General features: G+C 69.4%; 13 protein-coding genes. 5 read left to right on the top strand and 8 right to left on the bottom strand.

The features are described from left to right. Nucleotides 1–73: 73 nt before the first annotated feature. From gatB to BW733_RS15830, 8 genes are all read right to left on the bottom strand, one after another. Nucleotides 74–1,561: an Asp-tRNA(Asn)/Glu-tRNA(Gln) amidotransferase subunit GatB gene (gene gatB, locus BW733_RS15865; RefSeq protein ID WP_077352012.1), complete on the bottom strand. Its 1,488-nt coding sequence runs from the start codon at nucleotides 1,559–1,561 to the stop codon at nucleotides 74–76. After that, entirely contained in the window at nucleotides 1,558–3,069 is a 1,512-nt protein-coding gene (gene gatA, locus BW733_RS15860; protein WP_202970378.1) for an Asp-tRNA(Asn)/Glu-tRNA(Gln) amidotransferase subunit GatA, read from the bottom strand. Before gatA ends, gatB begins: the two co-directional genes overlap by 4 nt. Further along, nucleotides 3,066–3,359, bottom strand: a complete 294-nt coding sequence (gatC, locus tag BW733_RS15855; RefSeq protein ID WP_077352008.1) for an Asp-tRNA(Asn)/Glu-tRNA(Gln) amidotransferase subunit GatC — start codon at nucleotides 3,357–3,359, stop codon at nucleotides 3,066–3,068. The genes gatA and gatC overlap by 4 nt, the downstream gene beginning before the upstream one ends. Before the next feature lie 166 nt (nucleotides 3,360–3,525). Then, complete coding sequence (locus BW733_RS15850) at nucleotides 3,526–3,729, bottom strand: hypothetical protein (RefSeq protein WP_077352006.1); 204 nt, start codon at nucleotides 3,727–3,729, stop codon at nucleotides 3,526–3,528. Between the two features lie 189 nt (nucleotides 3,730–3,918). Continuing rightward, entirely contained in the window at nucleotides 3,919–4,872 is a 954-nt protein-coding gene (locus tag BW733_RS15845; protein WP_077352004.1) for a uroporphyrinogen decarboxylase/cobalamine-independent methonine synthase family protein, read from the bottom strand. After that, nucleotides 4,872–5,945: a tRNA 2-thiouridine(34) synthase MnmA gene (gene mnmA, locus BW733_RS15840; protein ID WP_202970230.1), complete on the bottom strand. Its 1,074-nt coding sequence runs from the start codon at nucleotides 5,943–5,945 to the stop codon at nucleotides 4,872–4,874. The genes BW733_RS15845 and mnmA overlap by 1 nt, the downstream gene beginning before the upstream one ends. An 89-nt stretch (nucleotides 5,946–6,034) precedes the next feature. After that, a complete protein-coding gene (locus BW733_RS15835) occupies nucleotides 6,035–6,862 on the bottom strand; it encodes a MerR family transcriptional regulator (RefSeq protein ID WP_161490265.1) in 828 nt (275 codons plus the stop codon). 99 nt (nucleotides 6,863–6,961) lie between these two features. Next, nucleotides 6,962–8,071 carry a cysteine desulfurase family protein gene (locus BW733_RS15830; RefSeq protein ID WP_077351998.1) on the bottom strand — a complete coding sequence of 370 codons (1,110 nt, stop codon included), beginning with the start codon at nucleotides 8,069–8,071 and terminating at the stop codon, nucleotides 6,962–6,964. 231 nt (nucleotides 8,072–8,302) lie between these two features. Between BW733_RS15830 and glgX the strand changes: the two genes are divergently transcribed. The 5 genes from glgX to BW733_RS15805 all read left to right on the top strand — a co-directional run bounded on the left by glgX (nucleotide 8,303) and on the right by BW733_RS15805 (nucleotide 16,437). Further along, entirely contained in the window at nucleotides 8,303–10,504 is a 2,202-nt protein-coding gene (gene glgX, locus BW733_RS15825; RefSeq protein WP_077351996.1) for a glycogen debranching protein GlgX, read from the top strand. A 73-nt stretch (nucleotides 10,505–10,577) separates the two neighbouring features. Then, the gene (locus BW733_RS15820) at nucleotides 10,578–12,584 is read left to right on the top strand and encodes an alpha-1,4-glucan--maltose-1-phosphate maltosyltransferase (RefSeq protein ID WP_077351994.1); all 2,007 of its coding nucleotides are present in this window, start codon (nucleotides 10,578–10,580) and stop codon (nucleotides 12,582–12,584) included. Next, nucleotides 12,581–13,756 (top strand): phosphotransferase, encoded by a 1,176-nt coding sequence (locus BW733_RS15815; RefSeq protein WP_077351992.1) that lies wholly within the window; start codon nucleotides 12,581–12,583, stop codon nucleotides 13,754–13,756. Before BW733_RS15820 ends, BW733_RS15815 begins: the two co-directional genes overlap by 4 nt. 3 nt (nucleotides 13,757–13,759) lie before the next feature. Continuing rightward, entirely contained in the window at nucleotides 13,760–15,667 is a 1,908-nt protein-coding gene (gene glgB / locus BW733_RS15810) for a 1,4-alpha-glucan branching protein GlgB (protein WP_077351990.1), read from the top strand. Then, nucleotides 15,664–16,437, top strand: coding sequence for an NUDIX hydrolase (locus tag BW733_RS15805; protein ID WP_077351988.1), 774 nt, complete (start codon nucleotides 15,664–15,666; stop codon nucleotides 16,435–16,437). The genes glgB and BW733_RS15805 overlap by 4 nt, the downstream gene beginning before the upstream one ends. Nucleotides 16,438–16,502: the final 65 nt, after the last annotated feature.

Raw genomic sequence — 16,502 nt, 5'->3', positions numbered from 1 at the left:
GGGTCCTGACGGGCTGGCTCGGAGATACGGAAGGGGGCGCGGTCCTCGGACCGCGCCCCCTTCCGTCTGCGACTCAGGACAGCTTCGACAAGACGAGTTCGCGGACCTTCCCAGCGTCGGCCTGACCCCTCATGGCCTTCATGACCTGACCGATCAGGGCACCTGCCGCCTGGACCTTTCCGGAACGGATCTTGTCCGCGACGTCGGGGTTGGCCGCGATCACCTCGTCGACGGCAGCGCTCAGGGCGCCCTCGTCGGAAACCACGACCAGGCCGCGCTTCTCGACCACCTCGGAGGGCTCGCCCTCCCCCGCCAGCACCCCGTCGATGACCTGGCGGGCCAGCTTGTCGTTGACCTTTCCCTCGTCGACCAGCGCCTGCACGCCTGCGACCTGGGCAGGGGTGATGGCCAACTCGTCGAGCTCGACGCCCGCCTCGTTCGCGCGGCGCGCGAGCTCGGTGACCCACCACTTCCGCGCGGAGGCCGGGCTCGCTCCCGCGGCGACGGTGTCCTCGACCATGCCGAGGGCACCGGAGTTGACGACGGCCGCGAAGTCGATGTCGCTGAAGCCCCACTCGCCCTGCAGCCGGGCCCGGCGCTCGGCAGGCGGCTCGGGGAGGGTGGCGCGCAGTTCCTCGACCCAGTCGCGGCTCGGGGCGATCGGCATCAGGTCCGGCTCGGCGAAGTAGCGGTAGTCCTCCGCCTCCTCCTTCGAGCGGCCCGACGAGGTGGTCCCGTCGCTCTCGTGGAAGTGTCGGGTCTCCTGCCTGACCTTCCCGCCGTCGTCGAGGATCGCCGCCTGGCGGGTCATCTCGTAGCGGATGGCCCGCTCGACGGAGCGCAGCGAGTTGACGTTCTTCGTCTCGGTGCGGGTGCCGAGGGTCTCCGAGCCGATCGGCGCGAGCGAGACGTTCGCGTCGCAGCGCAGCGAGCCCTGCTCCATCCGCACGTCCGAGACGCCGAGCGCCTTCATCAGTTCGCGCAGGTGAGCGACATAGGCCTTCGCGACCTCCGGCGCCTTCTCGCCTGCCCCGCGGATCGGCTTGGTGACGATCTCGATCAGGGGCACGCCCGCCCGGTTGTAGTCGATCAGCGAGTAGTCGGCGCCCTGGATGCGGCCGGAGCCGCCGACGTGGGTCGCCTTGCCCGCGTCCTCCTCCATGTGGGCGCGCTCGATCTCGACCCGGTAGGTCTTTCCCTCGACCTCCAGATCGACCCAGCCCTCGAACGCGATCGGCTCGTCGTACTGCGAGGTCTGGAAGTTCTTCGTCATGTCCGGGTAGAAGTAGTTCTTCCTGGCCATCCGGCACCACTGCGCGATCTCACAGTTCAGCGCGAGGCCGATCCGGATCGCGGACTCGACGGCCTTGCCGTTGATCACCGGAAGCGAGCCGGGCAGGCCGAGGCAGACGGGGCACACGTGCGTGTTGGGCTCGCCGCCGAACTCGTTCGCGCAGCCGCAGAACATCTTGGTGTTCGTGTTGAGCTCGACGTGCACCTCAAGGCCCAGGGCGGGCTCGTAGCGAGTCAGCAGCTCGTCGTAGTCGACCGTCGCGCTCATGCGGACACCGCCTTCGATCCATCGATCTGGTTCATCTGGTCAAGCAGCGGGCCGCCCCACTGCGCCTCGAGGGCGCGTTCGAGCACCCCGCCGACGCGGTAGAGCCGCGCGTCCTCCATCGGTGGTGCCATCACCTGGAGCCCGACTGGGAGCCCCTCGGAAAGACCGGCCGGGAAGGAGGCCGAGGCGTTGCCCGCCATGTTGCTCGGGATGGTGCAGAGGTCGGCCAGGTACATGCTCATCGGGTCGGCCGTGCGCTCGCCGATCTTGAACGCGACGGTGGGGGTGGTCGGCGAGATCAGCACGTCGACCTGGCCGAAGGCGTTGTCGAAGTCCTGCTGGATCAGGCTGCGCACCTTCTGCGCCGAGCCGTAGTAGGCGTCGTAGTAACCGGCTGACAGCGCGTAGGTGCCGATGATGATGCGGCGCTTCGCCTCGCGCCCGAAGCCCTCCTCGCGGCTCAGGTTCATCACCTGCTCGGCCGAGGTGGAACCGTCGTCCCCGGCGCGCAGGCCGTAGCGCATACCGTCGAAGCGGGCGAGGTTCGAGCTGAGCTCCGCCGGCTGGATCAGGTAATAGGCGGGCAGCGCGTAGGCGAAGGCCGGGCAGGAGACCTCGACGATCTCGGCGCCTGCCGCGCGGAGTACCTCGACGGCCTCGCGGAACCGCTCGAGGACGCCCGGCTCGTAGCCCTCGCCCTGGAACTCGGTGACAATGCCGATCCGCACGCCTGCGAGGTCATCGGCCTGCGAGGCGGTGAGCAGATCGGGCACCGGCTGGTTGATCGAGGCGGAGTCGTGCGGGTCGTAGCCGCCGATGATCTGCTGCAGGAGGGCCGCGTCCTCGGTGGTGCGGGCAACGGGCCCGGGCTGGTCGAGGCTGGAGGCCATGGCGACCAGCCCGTAGCGCGAGACTCCGCCGTAGGTGGGCTTGACGCCGATGGTGCCGGTGACCGACCCGGGCTGGCGGATCGAGCCGCCCGTGTCGGAGCCGACGGCGATGGGCACCATGTAGGACGACACCGCGGCCGACGAGCCCCCGCCGGAGCCGCCGGGGATCCGGTCGGTGTCCCAGGGGTTGCGGGTGGCACCGAAGTAGGAGGTCTCCGTGGAGGAGCCCATGGCGAACTCGTCCATGTTGGTCTTGCCGACGATGATCAGGCCTGCCTCACGCAGCCGCGTGACGACGGTGGAGTCATAGGGCGGGATCCAGCCGTCGAGCATCTTCGACCCGCAGGTGGTCGGGAAGTCTGTGGTGCAGAAGTTGTCCTTGACGCCGATCGGCACCCCGGCGAGGGGGCCGAGATCCTCGCCCGCTGCGCGTCGGGCGTCGATGGCGCGGGCCTGGGCCAGCGCGGACTCCGCGTCGACCGCGAGGAAGACGTTGAGCGTCGGGTTGAGGGCCTCGATCTGCTCGAGGAAGGCGCGGGTGATCTCCTCCGAGGTGAGTTCGCCTGCGGCCATGGCACGGCCGAGGTCGGCCGCGGAACGCTTCAGGATGCTCATCAGTCCTCGCTCAGGATCCGGGGGACGCGGAAGCGGCCCTCCTCTTTCGCTGGAGCACCCGAGAGGGCCTGCTCCTGGGTGAGCGAGGGGGTGACGACGTCGGCCCGGAACACGTTGACCACCGGCATCGCATGGGTCGCGAGGGGCACATCGGGCCCGGCGACCTCAGAGACGCTTGCGACGGATTCGAGGATGACGTCCAGCTCGGGGGCAAGCTCCGTGCACTCCTGCTCGGTGAGCTGGATGCGGGCCAGAGCGGCCAGGCGAGCCACGTCGTCGGCGGTGAGACCCACTTCGTGCTCCTTGGTTGGTTCGCGCCGCGGTGGCGGCGACGACCATCTTAGGGCCCTGTGCCTGGTCGGCTGTTCCCGTCCCGTCGCCGCCGCCTGTCCGACGGCTCGGTTCCCGCACGACTGACCCGGCGGTTCGTCGCCGGGGAGGCTGTGAGGCGCGGTCGCGTCAGGCCCCGGTGAGCATCAGGTAGAACATGCGCCCGAGGAAGAACAGGCCGACGGCGATGGCCACGACGATGATCGGCACGATGATCCGCTGGATCTTCTTCCACCGCGTGCTCGGCACACCCTTCGGCCCCCAGCTCCCCCGCCCGGCCTGCGCGCGGGTGGGTGCCTGGCCGTTGAGGTTCAGATCGGAGAACACGCGCATGGCGGCAAGTGTAGGTCACGCCCCGAACATCAGCCTCCCCGCGAGGGGCACCATGACCGGACCCTGCGCCCCTTCCGCAGCGGGTGAGATGAGCACTTTCCGGGACTCGTTGCGCGACACGCCGGCGAAACCAGGCCCTCGGACGAACGAGCCCGGGAAGGTGCTCAACGCTCCACAGGCACCGGGCGCTCAGCCGCGGGCCATCGACTCCTCGACGAGCGAGGCGGCCCGGGTGAGCGTCTCCAACTGGGCCATCACGTCGCGCTGCCGCCAACCCGCCATGCCGCAGGCGGTGCCGAGCACGATGCCTGGGTAGAGGTCGACCTGGATGGAGCGCAGCACCCGCAGCGACTCGCGGATCACCTCGTCCACGCCCTGCGGCGCGGCGTCGTCGGTGCGCACGACCCCCAGGTCGACGGTGCGGGCCTCGTCGCACCACTGGGCGAGGTCGTCGAGGTCGATCAGCCGTGAGTCGACGGAGACGCCCTCGAAACCGGCCTTTCGCGCGACGTCCAGCCAGCGCCCCGGGGCGCAGCAGTGCAGCCAGGAGGCCGCCGCGAAGGGGGTCAGCGCCGCGACCAGTTCGGGCCGGTCGACGCGACGATGCCTGGAGAATCCCGACGCGGTGGGGATGGTGCCGTCCGCGACGGCGAGCAGGGCCGGTTCGTCGACCTGGATCGCGATGGTGGCCTCGGGGAGTCGCTTCGTGAGATCGGCGCGCAGTTCCCGGACGCCCTCGTCGAGGGCCTGCGCCAGCTCGCGACGCGCGCCGTGGTCGGCCAGGAGCCGGTCACCGGTCGGCCGCTCGACCGTCGCGGCGAGCGTCCACGGGCCACAGACGCCGATCTTGAGGGTCTGGTCGAAGCCCTGCAGCAGTTCCTCGGTGTCGTCGAGGTCACTGCGCCACTGGGCCTGGGCCTTACGGTGTTCCGCCGTCGAGTGGGAGGTGAGCCGCCACCCCGCCGGCTGCACGTCGAAGCCGAGGCCGGAGATGAGGCCGAGCGCTCGGCCCGTCATCTGTGAGGCGAGTCCCCGCGCGGGCAGCTCCGGAAGGGGCAGGAGCTCGGGGAGCGCCTCTGCCATGGCCGACAGGGCGCCGCGGAAGTCGTCTCCCGGCAGGGAGCCTGCCGCGGTGACGCGCATCAGGCGGCCTCGGCGATCACGGCGCTGCCGACGACGCGGTCGCCGTCGTAGACCACGACCGTCTGGCCAGGCGCGACGCCGGAGGCGGGCTCGTCGAGCGAGACGGTGAGGCCGCCGTCGGTGACCTCGATCGTCGCGTCCTGCGCGAGCCCGTGCGCCCGGTACTGCGCCTTGCCACGCCACGGGCCCTCGACCGGCTCCTGGGTCCAGGTGGTGCGGATGCCACTGAAGCTGCGCACGGCGAGGTCCTCTCGCGAACCGACGACAACGGTGCGCGAGACCGGCTCGATGCTCAGCACGTAGCGCGGCTCTCCAGTGGGGGCCGGGACGCGCAGGTCGAGTCCCTTGCGCTGTCCGACGGTGTAGCGGTGGGTCCCGCGGTGCGTGCCGAGCACAGCACCGACCGAGTCGACGATCTCGCCCGGGGCGTCGTCGAGGTGGCGGGCGAGGAAGCCCTGGGTGTCTCCGTCCGCGATGAAACAGATGTCGTGCGAGTCGGGCTTCTTCGCCACACCGAACCCGAGCGCGCGTGCCTCCTCGCGCACGACCGGCTTCTCGACGTCGAACAGGGGGAAGAGACAGCGCGACAGCTGCGCCTGGTTCAGCATGCCGAGCACGTAGGACTGGTCCTTCGCGTCGTCGGCCGCGCGGTGCAGGGAGACGGTCCCGTCTCCGTGGCGGCGGAGGTCGGCGTAGTGGCCGGTGGCGACGGCGTCGAAGCCGAGAGCGATGCCCCGGTCGAGCACGGCTGCGAACTTGATCTTCTCGTTGCAGCGCAGGCAGGGGTTCGGCGTGCGGCCGGCCCGGTACTCCGAGATGAAGTCCTCGACGACGGCCTCGTGGAACTCCTCGGCGAAGTCCCAGACGTAGAACGGGATGTCGAGCTTGTCCGCCACGCGCCGGGCGTCGTGGGAGTCCTCGAGCGAGCAGCAGCCGCGGGCCCCGGAGCGGTAGGAGGCGGGATTCTTCGACAGGGCGAGATGCACCCCGGTCACGTCGTGCCCCTCGGCGACGAGGCGCGCCGCTGCGACGGCGGAGTCAACCCCGCCCGACATCGCGACAAGTACCCGCACTGCTTCCTCCTCGGCTTTTGGCCGTGCCAGTCTATGTCGCGTCGCCGCTACCTCGCAGCCCCGCTACCCCGCCCCCGCACCGCAGAAGGTCACCCGATCGTCACCGCGTACTCGACACGCCAGTCGTTCTCGTCCGTGCCGGTGGAGGACTGACGCAGCTCGTCCGGTTCGACGCCTGAGGCCTCGCAGAGCTCGGCGAGCGCGATCCACCTCGGGTCGGGCAGCGGGCCACCGCTCAGTCCCTCGAGCTGGTCAGTCCCGTCCGGCGCCCCCTGGAGGAACGCCTCGGTGCGGGCCGGCAGCGTTCCGCAGACCACCTCCAGCCCGTCGACGCTCACGCTCGCGGGGGTCGCGACGGGCCAGGCGAGTCGGAGTCGGAAGGGGCCAGCGGACCCGGTGAGCGGCATGCCCGTCCAGAAGCCACCGACGGGAAGGTTGCCCGACTCCTCGAGCGCCCGGTAGAGGCGACCGAGCAGCGCGCTGGCCTCGTCGTTGGACGCCTCGACGTCCTCGTCGGCCAGCTCGGTCTCCACCTCATGCACGACGGCCGCGAAGTGCGTCGCACCGACCTTCCGGGTCAGGATCTCGGGTTCGCGCGGCGGCTGCTCCGCCGAAAGGGCGAGCGCCAACGCACGGTCCTGCAGTCGACGCTCCTCATCGAGCCGGGCGCGATGGGAGCGCAGCAACTCACCGATCGTGTCCGGCTCGGCGAGCGCCCTCCCGATCGCCTCGAGCGGCATTCCGGCGGCCCTCAACACGCGGATGGTGCGCGCATCGCGCAGCTGGGACGCGCTGTAGCTGCGGTACCCGGTGACCGGATCCACCGCTGCGGGTCGGAGCAGGCCACGTTCGTCGTAGAAGCGCAGGGCCTTGACGCTGAGGCCGGTCGAGCCGGCGAACACGCTGATGCTCATCATGGAAATCATCCTCTCGAAGTGGGACGCGGGTCGTCCTTGACCTCAACGGTGAGGGCTCCAGCAGGTGGAGGGTCAACCCCCGGTTCGCGGACTCACCGACTAGACGTTGCGCGCCTGCTCCACCGCGAGCGAAAGGACTTCTTCAAACCGCTCGATGTCGGCGGCTGTCGTCGTGCGGCCGAGCGAGAACCGCAGCGACTGCGCCGCCTCGTCGGCCGTACGACCCATGGCGAGCAGCACCTCGCTCGGCTGGTGTACCCCCGCCCGGCAGGCCGACCCGACCGAGGCGTGCACGCCGCGCTGGTCGAGCAGGAAGAGCAGGGCGTCCGCCTTGATCCCGTCGAAGGTGGCGTTGACGATGTGCGGCGCGCCGTCCACCGCCGAGTTGAGTCGACCACCGGCGGCCGTCGAAGCTGCCTCGACCCGTGGCTTCAGGGCGCGCAGACGCGCGGCTTCGGCCTCCAACTCCTCGACGGCCAGCCTGGCGGCCCGGGCGAAGGAGGCGGCGAGCGCGACGGCGTTGGTGCCCGAACGCACGCCGCGCTCCTGTCCCCCGCCGAGACCGATCGCGGCAGGAGCCACCGACCGTCGGGCGAGCAGCGCCCCGATGCCGACCGGACCACCGACCTTGTGCGCAGAGAGGCTCATCAGATCCAGCCCGCTCTGCCGGAAATCGACCGGGAGGTGGCCGAGCGCCTGGACGGCGTCGCTGTGCATCCAGGCTCCGGCCCTGACGGCGAGCTTGCGGACCGCCTCGACCGGCTGGACGACGCCCGTCTCATTGTTGACCGCCATCACCGAGACGACGCCGACCCGCTCGTCGATGAGTTCCGCGGCCGCCTCGACGTCGACCACTCCGGTCGCCGTGACGGGGATGACCTCGGCCCCACGCTCGACGGCGCCCGCGACCGCAGGATGCTCGACGGCTGAGATCACGACCCGGCCCCGATCTGCGCGGCGGGCCGACCAGCCGCCGAGGATGGCGATGGAATCGGCCTCAGAACCGCCCGAGGTGAAGATCACCTCGCTCGGGTGTGCGCCGACCGCGGCGGCGAGTTCCTCTCGCGCCTCCTCGAGGGCGGAGCGCGCCCGCTGCCCCGGCCGGTGCAGCGAGGCCGGGTTGCCGACGATCGTCGCCTGCTCGACGAAGGCTTCGACAGCCTCCGAACGCATCGGGGTCGTGGCTGCGTGGTCGAGGTAGACGGACATGCCCCCAACTCTATTGCGGGCTCCGGGCAGGGGCTCCCCGTGCCGTCACGATCTAGAGGCGGCCGGCGAACGGGCGTCCGACACCGTCGAGTCGGGCCCGTGGGGGGCGCTGCTTGCGGGACAGACAAGGGTGGCTCCGGAAACGTCTCCAACACACGCACAGCGAGCCGTCGCGGCGATTTGCCGATCAATGGCACAATTGCGGCGCCCGTCCGACCCCAGAAAGCCGTCATGCAGATCCCAGACACCAGTACCCTCGGCGCCCACGTCACCGACCGCGGAGTCGCGTTCGGCCTCTGGGCACCCCGCGCGACCAAGGTGGAACTGGCCCTCATCGGCGCCCGCAACGAGCAGCACAACCACGACATGCAGCGCGGCGACGACGGCATCTGGAGTGTCGAGGTCGACGGCATCGGCGCGGGTCAGCAGTACGGCTTCCGCGTGCACGGCCCCTGGGACCCGTCCGACGGCTCGCGCTTCAACCCGGCACGGCTGCTGCTCGACCCCTACGCAAGGGCGATCGTCGGAGGCATCGACTTCCGGGGCCCGATCCTCGACCACGTGACGGGCGACCCGTTCACGATCTCCACCGAGGACTCCTTCGGCGCGGTGCCCGTCTCGGTCGTCGTGGCCGACACTGCCCCACCGACGCCGGTCGCCAAGCGCAGGCCGATGTCGGAGACGGTGATCTACGAGACCCATCTGCGGGGGTTCACCAAGCTGCACCCCGAGGTCCCAGAGCATCTGCGGGGTTCCTACCTCGGCATGGCCGATCCGGCCGTGATCGCCTATCTCGTCGATCTCGGCGTCACCGCCGTCGAGTTCCTCCCGCTGCAGCACTTCGTCAGCGAGCCGTTCATCGCGAACAAGGGCCTTCGGAACTACTGGGGCTACAACACGCTCGGCTTCTTCGCACCGCACGCCGCCTACGCCCCGCGCGGCACCGTCGGCAATCAGGTCGCCGACTTCAAGACGATGGTCTCCGCGCTGCACGAGGCGGGCATCGAGGTGCTCCTCGACGTCGTCTACAACCACACCGGCGAGGGCGGCCATGAGGGTCCGACGCTGTCGATGCGCGGCATCGACCACGACGCCTACTACCGGCTGACCAACGACCGGCGCGACGACTACGACGTGACGGGGTGCGGCAACTCGGTCAACACCGCCCACCCGATGGTGCTGCAACTGGTGCTCGACTCGCTGCGCTACTGGGTCACCGAGATGGGCGTCGACGGGTTCCGCTTCGATCTGGCCACGACCCTGATCCGGGACTGGCACCACCACGTCGACCAGAACCATCCGTTCAAGCAGGCCATCGCAGACGATCCGGTGTTCAGGGACGTCAAGATCATCGCCGAGCCCTGGGACATCGGCCCCTACGGCTACCAGGTCGGCGCCTGGGGTCCGGGCTGGAGCGAATGGAACGACCGCTTCCGCGATCACGTGCGTGACTACTGGCGCGGTTCGGTGCACGGCGTGCAGGAGCTCGCCACGCGCCTGGCCGGCTCGCCCGACCTCTTCGACCGCCCCGGTCGCACCCCGCAGGCCAGCGTCAACTTCGTGACCGCGCACGACGGTTTCACCATGCGCGACCTGGTCAGCTACGACGTCAAGCACAACCTGGCCAACGGCGAGGCGAACCGCGACGGCACAGACAACAACCACTCGTGGAACCACGGCTGGGAGGGCGACACGTCTGACCCGCTGATCACCGCGATCCGCCGCAGGCAGGTGCTCAACCTGATGGCGACCCAGATCCTCGCGGCGGGCACGCCCATGCTGACGGCGGGCGACGAGTTCGGCCGGACGCAGAAGGGCAACAACAACGCCTACTGCCAGGATTCGCCCCTCTCGTGGGTCGACTGGACGATCCCCGACCAGTGGCGCGACGTCCGTGACCGGGTGGCCGCGTTGATCGCGCTGCGCCGCGACCATGAGGTGCTGCGCCTCGACGAGTTCGCCCACCACACCGAGGTGCTCGGCGAGGGTGGGGAGAACCTGCAGCGGGTCGACCTCACCTGGATGGACGGCGCCTCGGGGCAGATGGGCGAGGATGCCTGGCACGACGGGTCGCGCCGACTGCTCGGCATGTACGTCTCCGATGAGAAGGAGGCCTTCCTCACCTGGTTCAACTCGGCCTCCGAGCCTGCCCCGGCGACCCTACCGGGGCTGCCATGGGGCCACGGCTTCGAGATCGTGTGGCACAGCGCAGACGACGACGAACTGCCCATACAGAAGACGCTCCCGGCGAGGGCGCCGTTGACCATCCCGGGCCGCAGCGTCGTGGTGATGCGCGTGCTGGTGCCGCAGAGCTCCGAGGAACTGCTGCGCCTCCAGGGTGAGGCCGCGGCTGCGCCGGTGCCGCAGAGCTCCGAGGAACTGCTGCGCGTCCAGGAGGAGGCCGCGGCTGCGCCGGTGCCCAGCGGCGACTGATCGCGGCGCACATCCTCCCGAGCACTGGCGCTCGGCCTGCGCGGATGCGGTCGGTCCCGGCTAGGCTGACCATGTGACCGAGCAGTTCCCAGCCCGAGCCAGCAAGCGCATCGTCCGAACCGAGGGTGGCCTCGGCCGTATCCCTGTCACCGGCGTCCAGCCGGTGCTGGAAGGCGGCGCCTACCCCGTCAAGGCGGTGACGCATGAACGCCTCCTCGTCCAGGCCAACGTCTTCCGCGAGGGCCACGACGCCGTCAACGCGTCCGTGATCCTGACCTCACCGAGCGGCACCCAGCGCCGCATCGACATGACCCAGGTCGAGCCGGTCGGGCTCGACATCTGGCAGGCCCACATCCGCATGGCCGAGCCTGGCGACTGGACCTTCCGCGTCGAGGGCTGGTCCGACCCGTGGGGCACCTGGATCCACCACGCCGAGAAGAAGCTGCCGGTCGGCGTCGACGTCGAACTCGTCCACATGGAGGGCCGCGAGCTGCTCAGCAGGGCTGCCCGCCAGGCCGAGGCGATGCGCGCACCAGGTGCGGCGAGCATGCTCCGCGGGGCGGCAGAACTGCTCGTCGGCGACACCGAGGTCGACGAGATCCTCGAGACCGTGACCTCGGCCCCGATCGCCCGCGCCATGGCCCGCTTCGGTCCGCGCGAGCTCGTCTCCCCCACCCCCGACTACCCCGTGCGCGTCGAGCGCAGGCGCGCTCTGTACTCGTCCTGGTACGAGTTCTTCCCCCGCTCCCAGGGCGCATGGAAGGACGATCAGGGTCACTGGCACTCCGGGACCTTCGCCTCCTCCGTGGAGCGCCTCGAGGCCGCGGCAGGCATGGGCTTCAACGTCGTCTACCTTCCGCCGATCCACCCGATCGGACAGTCCTTCCGCAAGGGCCCGAACAACACGCTCACCCCGGGGCCTGAGGATCCGGGCTCGCCATGGGCGATCGGATCGGCCGACGGCGGACACGACGCCATCCACCCGGATCTCGGCACCATCGACGACTTCGACGCGTTCGTCGCGAAGGCCCGCTCGCTCGACGTCGAGATCGCCATGGACCTCGCGCTGCAGGCCTCGCCCGATCACCCGTGGGTCACCGAACACCCCGAATGGTTCACCACCCGCCTCGACGGGACGATCGCCTACGCGGAGAACCCGCCGAAGAAGTACCAGGACATCTACCCGATCAACTTCGACAACGACCCGGTCGGCATCTACCACGAGGTGCTGCGGATCGTGGAGTACTGGATTTCGCACGGCGTCACGATCTTCCGCGTCGACAACCCGCACACCAAGCCGGTGGAGTTCTGGGACTGGCTGATCGGCCGCGTCAACGAGCGGCACCCCGAGGTGATCTTCCTCGCGGAGGCCTTCACGAAGCCGCAGATGATGGCCGCGCTCGGCAAGATCGGATTCCAGCAGTCCTACACCTACTTCACGTGGCGCAACGTGAAGTGGGAGCTGACCGAGTACCTCACCGAGCTGTCGACGGACATGGCCAACTACTACCGGCCCAACTTCTTCGTCAACACCCCCGACATCAACCCGTTCTTCCTGCAGTCGGGCAACCCGGCGGCCTTCGCGATCCGCGCGATCCTCGCCGCGACGATGTCGCCGTCGTGGGGTGTCTACTCCGGCTACGAGCTGTTCGAGCACGAGCCGCTCGCCCCGGGCAAGGAGGAGTACCTCAACTCCGAGAAGTTCGAGTACCGGCCGCGCGACTACAACGCCCAGCCGAACCTGAACGTGCTGCTCGGACGGCTCAACGAGATCCGTGCGGGGCACCAGTCGCTGCAGCAGCTGCGCGACATCCACTTCCACCACGCCCCGCACGACTCGGTCATCGTCTTCTCGAAGCGCGACGGGGACGACACCGTCCTCGTCGTGTGCTCGCTCGACCCGGAAGGAACCGTCGAGAGCCAGCTCAACCTCGACTTCGACGCCCTCGGTTTCCCGGCCGCGGACAAGGTGTCGGTGCACGACGAGCTGACCGGCGAGGAGTACCTGTGGGGTCGCGAGGCCTTCGTCCGGCTCTACCCGGGCAAGCCGGCCCACATCATGCATGTGACGGTCTCATGAGTGGCGGCGACCTCACGCAGACGCTGTGGGATCTCGCCATCTCGCAGCGCTGGTTCTCGGGCCGCTCGGGTCGTCCGCTGCGCGTCGACCTGGGTGACTGGGCCGCCGAGCCGACGCCGTCCACCCCCGGCCTGAGGCCGGGCTTCCTGGTGGTCGGCTTCGACGACGGGCACGAGGAGACCTATCTGATCCCGCTGCTGTGGCCGCTGGACGGTGACCCCTCCGACGCCACCGACGACGCGGGGATCCTGCTCGACCTGTTGCGCGCCGACGCCCCGGGCTTCGAACGGCTCGCCGAGATTCCCGACGACCTTCCCGCGCGCCGCTTCACCGGTGAGCAGTCCAACACGTCGATCTTCTACGGCGAAGCCCTGCTCGCCAAGGTGTTCCGGCGGATCGAGCCCGGGAGCAACATCGACGTCGAACTGCACCGCGAGCTGCGCGGCAGCGCAGTGGTCGCCGAGCTGTACGGGTCCTGGAACGTCGACGGCACCGACCTCGCCGTGTTCCTCGAGGCTCTGCACGAGCCCACCGACGGCTACGACCTCGCCTGCCGCTTCGCCTCCGAGGGCCGCGACTTCAGCGAGCACGCGACCGCACTGGGGTCGGCGCTGGGCACGGTGCACCGGATCCTCGCCGAGAAGCTTGGCACCGGCAGCGTCCCCGGCGCCGACATCGCCGCGGGGTTCCGGTCGCGCCTCGAGACGGTCGCTTCGGAGTTCGCGGAGCTTCGCCCCTTCGTCCCTGCGGCCGAGCGCGTCTTCGACGAGGTGGCCGACGCTCAGGTGGAGGTCCAGCGCGTCCACGGTGACTGCCATCTCGGGCAGGTGCTGCTCACCGGCGGGCACTGGATCTACGTCGATTTCGAAGGGGAGCCGCTGAAGTCGCTCGAGGAGCGCAGGCGCCCGGATTCGCCGCTGCGTGACGTGGCGGGCATGCTGCGCTCGTTCGGGTACGCGCGGGCCGCGGGCGATGCCGACGACGACTGGCTGACTGCCTGCCGTCGGGCGTTCCTGACCGGGTACGGTCTCGACCCCGACCGGACCGAACCCCTCCTTGCGGGGTACGAGACGGACAAGGCCGGCTACGAGGTCGCCTACGAGGCGCGCTACCGCCCCCACCTCATCCGCGTACCGCTAGATTTTCTCTCAACACTTCCTGAAGGAGCATGACCCATGGCGCACGACCAGTTCGGCGAACTCACCGGCTGGGACCTGGAAGGGTTCCACAACGGAGGTGACACCGAGCTCTGGAAACGACTCGGCTCCCACGTCATCACCGAACAGGGCGATGAGCCCGGTGACGAGGGGAAGGTCGCGGGCGTCCGCTTCGCCGTCTGGGCCCCCAACGCCAAGTCGGTCCAGGTGATCGGCGACTTCAACTGGTGGACGGGCGATCAACTGCAGCTGGTGCCCGGCAGCGGCGTGTGGGCGGGCTTCATCCCCGGCCTCGGCGAGGGGACGCTCTACAAGTACCGGATCGAGACCCAGGAGGGGCACTGGATCGAGAAGGTCGACCCGATGGCCCGCTTCAGCGAGCAGGCCCCGGCCAACGCGTCGATCGTCTACGAGTCGAAGTACATCTGGTCGGATGACGACTGGATGGAGCACCGCCGCAACGGCCGCGCGCACGCCGAGCCGATGAGCGTCTACGAGGTCCACCTGGGCGGCTGGCGCCAGGGCAAGAGCTACCTCGACCTCGCGGAGGAGCTGGTCAGCTACGTCAAGTGGCAGGGCTACACGCACGTCGAGTTCATGCCGCTGGCCGAGCACCCGTTCGCCCCGAGCTGGGGCTACCAGGTCACCGGCTACTTCTCCCCCACGTCGCGTTTCGGCAAGCCCGACGACCTGCGCTACCTGATCGACCGGCTGCACCAGGCGGGCATCGGCGTGATCATGGACTGGGTCCCCGGCCATTTCCCGAAGGACGAGTGGGCCCTCGGCCGGTTCGACGGGACGGCGCTCTACGAGCACGCCGACCCACGCCAGGGCGAGCACATGGACTGGGGAACCTACATCTTCAACTACGGCCGCAACGAGGTGAAGAGCTTCCTGGTCAGCAACGCGCTGTACTGGATCCAGGAGTTCCACATCGACGGCCTGCGCGTCGACGCCGTCGCCTCGATGCTGTACCTCGACTACTCGCGCGAGGAGGGGCAGTGGGTGCCCAACGAGTTCGGCGGCCGCGAGAACCTTGAGGCGATCGACTTCCTGCGCTACGTCAACCGTCACCTGTACGAGCGTGAGCCCGGCGTCGTGATGATCGCCGAGGAGTCCACCAGCTTCCCGGGCGTCACCAAGCCCGTCCACGAGGGCGGCCTCGGCTTCGGCTTCAAGTGGAACATGGGGTGGATGAACGACTCGCTGCGCTACCTGCAGCTCGATCCGATCTACCGGCAGTACGAGCACAACCTGCTCACCTTCGCGATGGTCTACCAGTACTCCGAGAACTTCGTGCTCCCGATCAGCCACGACGAGGTCGTGCACGGCAAGGGCTCGATGATCAACAAGGTGCCGCAGGACGACTGGCGCAAGTTCGCCACGCTGCGCGCCTTCTACTCCTACATGTGGAGCTTCCCCGGCAAGCAGCTGGTCTTCATGGGCTGCGAGTTCGGTCAGCGGCCGGAGTTCAACGAGGCCGCGAGCCTCGAGTGGTGGGTCTCCGAGCTGTGGGGCCACGGCGGCCTGCAGCGGCTGTTCCGCGACCTGAACCACATCTACCGCGACAACGCCCCGCTGTACGAGCTGGACAACGACCCGTCGGGGTTCACCTGGATCAACGCCGACGACGCCGCCCACGACACCCTCAGCTGGGTGCGTCACGACACGCACGGCAACCACATCGCCTGCGTCACGAACTTCTCTCCGGAGCCGCTCGTGGACTACGAGATCGGCCTTCCCGAGGCGGGTGCGTGGGAGGAGATCCTGAACACCGACGCCCCCATCTACGACGGGTCCGGCGAGTTCGGCAACCTCGGCGAGGTCAACGCCGTCGCCGAGCCGTGGGGCCATTTCCCGGCACGCGCCCGCGTGGCCGTACCGCCGCTCGGCTCGATCTGGCTGCGACGTAACCTTGGCTCGTGACTGACTTCCAGGTACACGTCGACGTCAAGGGCAGCGTCGGGACGCTCCGTTGGGCTGAACAGCGGGTCGACATCGAGACGCTGCAGCGCGCCGTCTCGCTCGCTGCAGACGACGTCCTGATCGCCCGTGGCCTCCGGCGCCTTCAGGTCGAACTGCCCGACTGGGACAGCGCCGCCCGCACGGCGCTGCACCGGGCGGGCTTCAGGCTCGAGGGTCGGCTTCGTTCGGCCATCGAGCCCAACCCCGGCGAATACCACGACGTCCTCGTCTACTCCCGGCTGGCGACGGACACGGTCTACGGCACCCACGCGATGTCGGGCGTGCTGAACTCGATCCTCCCCTCCAAGCGTGTGATCGCCCACGTGCTGTTCCGAGACGAGACCGGACGGGTGCTCCTGTTGGAGACCACCTACAAGCCCGACTGGGAGCTGCCAGGTGGCGTCGCCGAGGAGGGCGAGGCCCCGCGGGCGGCCGCCGAGCGCGAGGTGCGTGAGGAGGTCGGCCTCGGCGTGGAGCTGGGCCAGCCGCTGATCACCGACTGGATGCCTCCCTACCTCGGCTGGTCCGACGCGATCGAGTTCATCTTCGACGGCGGCGTCCTCGACGCGGTCACGGCCGCCACGCTCGCGCCGACCGACAAGGAGATTGCGGCGGTGCACTGGGTCGAGCCGTCCGCGGTCGAGCAGCACGTCACCGAACTCTCCGCCCGCCGGATCGCCCTGATGCTCGACGGCGGCCGAGGCCACACCGAGGCCGGCCACCTAGGCTGACCGTCTCGGCGCAAGTAGCGTCTCATCGTCCAAGGGGATCGGGCACCAGGGAGGGCCATCGCGGC

Source organism: Tessaracoccus flavescens, assembly GCF_001998865.1.
Taxonomy (GTDB): Bacteria; Actinomycetota; Actinomycetes; order Propionibacteriales; family Propionibacteriaceae; genus Arachnia; species Arachnia flavescens.
Note: the sequence above shows the minus strand (reverse complement) of the source record. Positions and strands in the feature narration are given on the sequence as shown.

Bases quoted from the DNA above. Each gene is read 5' to 3' on its own strand.
- gatB (WP_077352012.1), bottom strand. From the start codon at position 1,561: ATGAGCGCGACGGTCGACTACGACGAGCTGCTGACTCGCTACGAGCCC.
- BW733_RS15850 (WP_077352006.1), bottom strand. From the start codon at position 3,729: ATGCGCGTGTTCTCCGATCTGAACCTCAACGGCCAGGCACCCACCCGC.
- BW733_RS15845 (WP_077352004.1), bottom strand. From the start codon at position 4,872: ATGCGCGTCACCGCGGCAGGCTCCCTGCCGGGAGACGACTTCCGCGGC.
- BW733_RS15835 (WP_161490265.1), bottom strand. From the start codon at position 6,862: ATGATGAGCATCAGCGTGTTCGCCGGCTCGACCGGCCTCAGCGTCAAG.
- BW733_RS15830 (WP_077351998.1), bottom strand. From the start codon at position 8,071: ATGTCCGTCTACCTCGACCACGCAGCCACGACCCCGATGCGTTCGGAG.
- glgX (WP_077351996.1), top strand. From the start codon at position 8,303: ATGCAGATCCCAGACACCAGTACCCTCGGCGCCCACGTCACCGACCGC.
- BW733_RS15815 (WP_077351992.1), top strand. From the start codon at position 12,581: ATGAGTGGCGGCGACCTCACGCAGACGCTGTGGGATCTCGCCATCTCG.
- glgB (WP_077351990.1), top strand. From the start codon at position 13,760: ATGGCGCACGACCAGTTCGGCGAACTCACCGGCTGGGACCTGGAAGGG.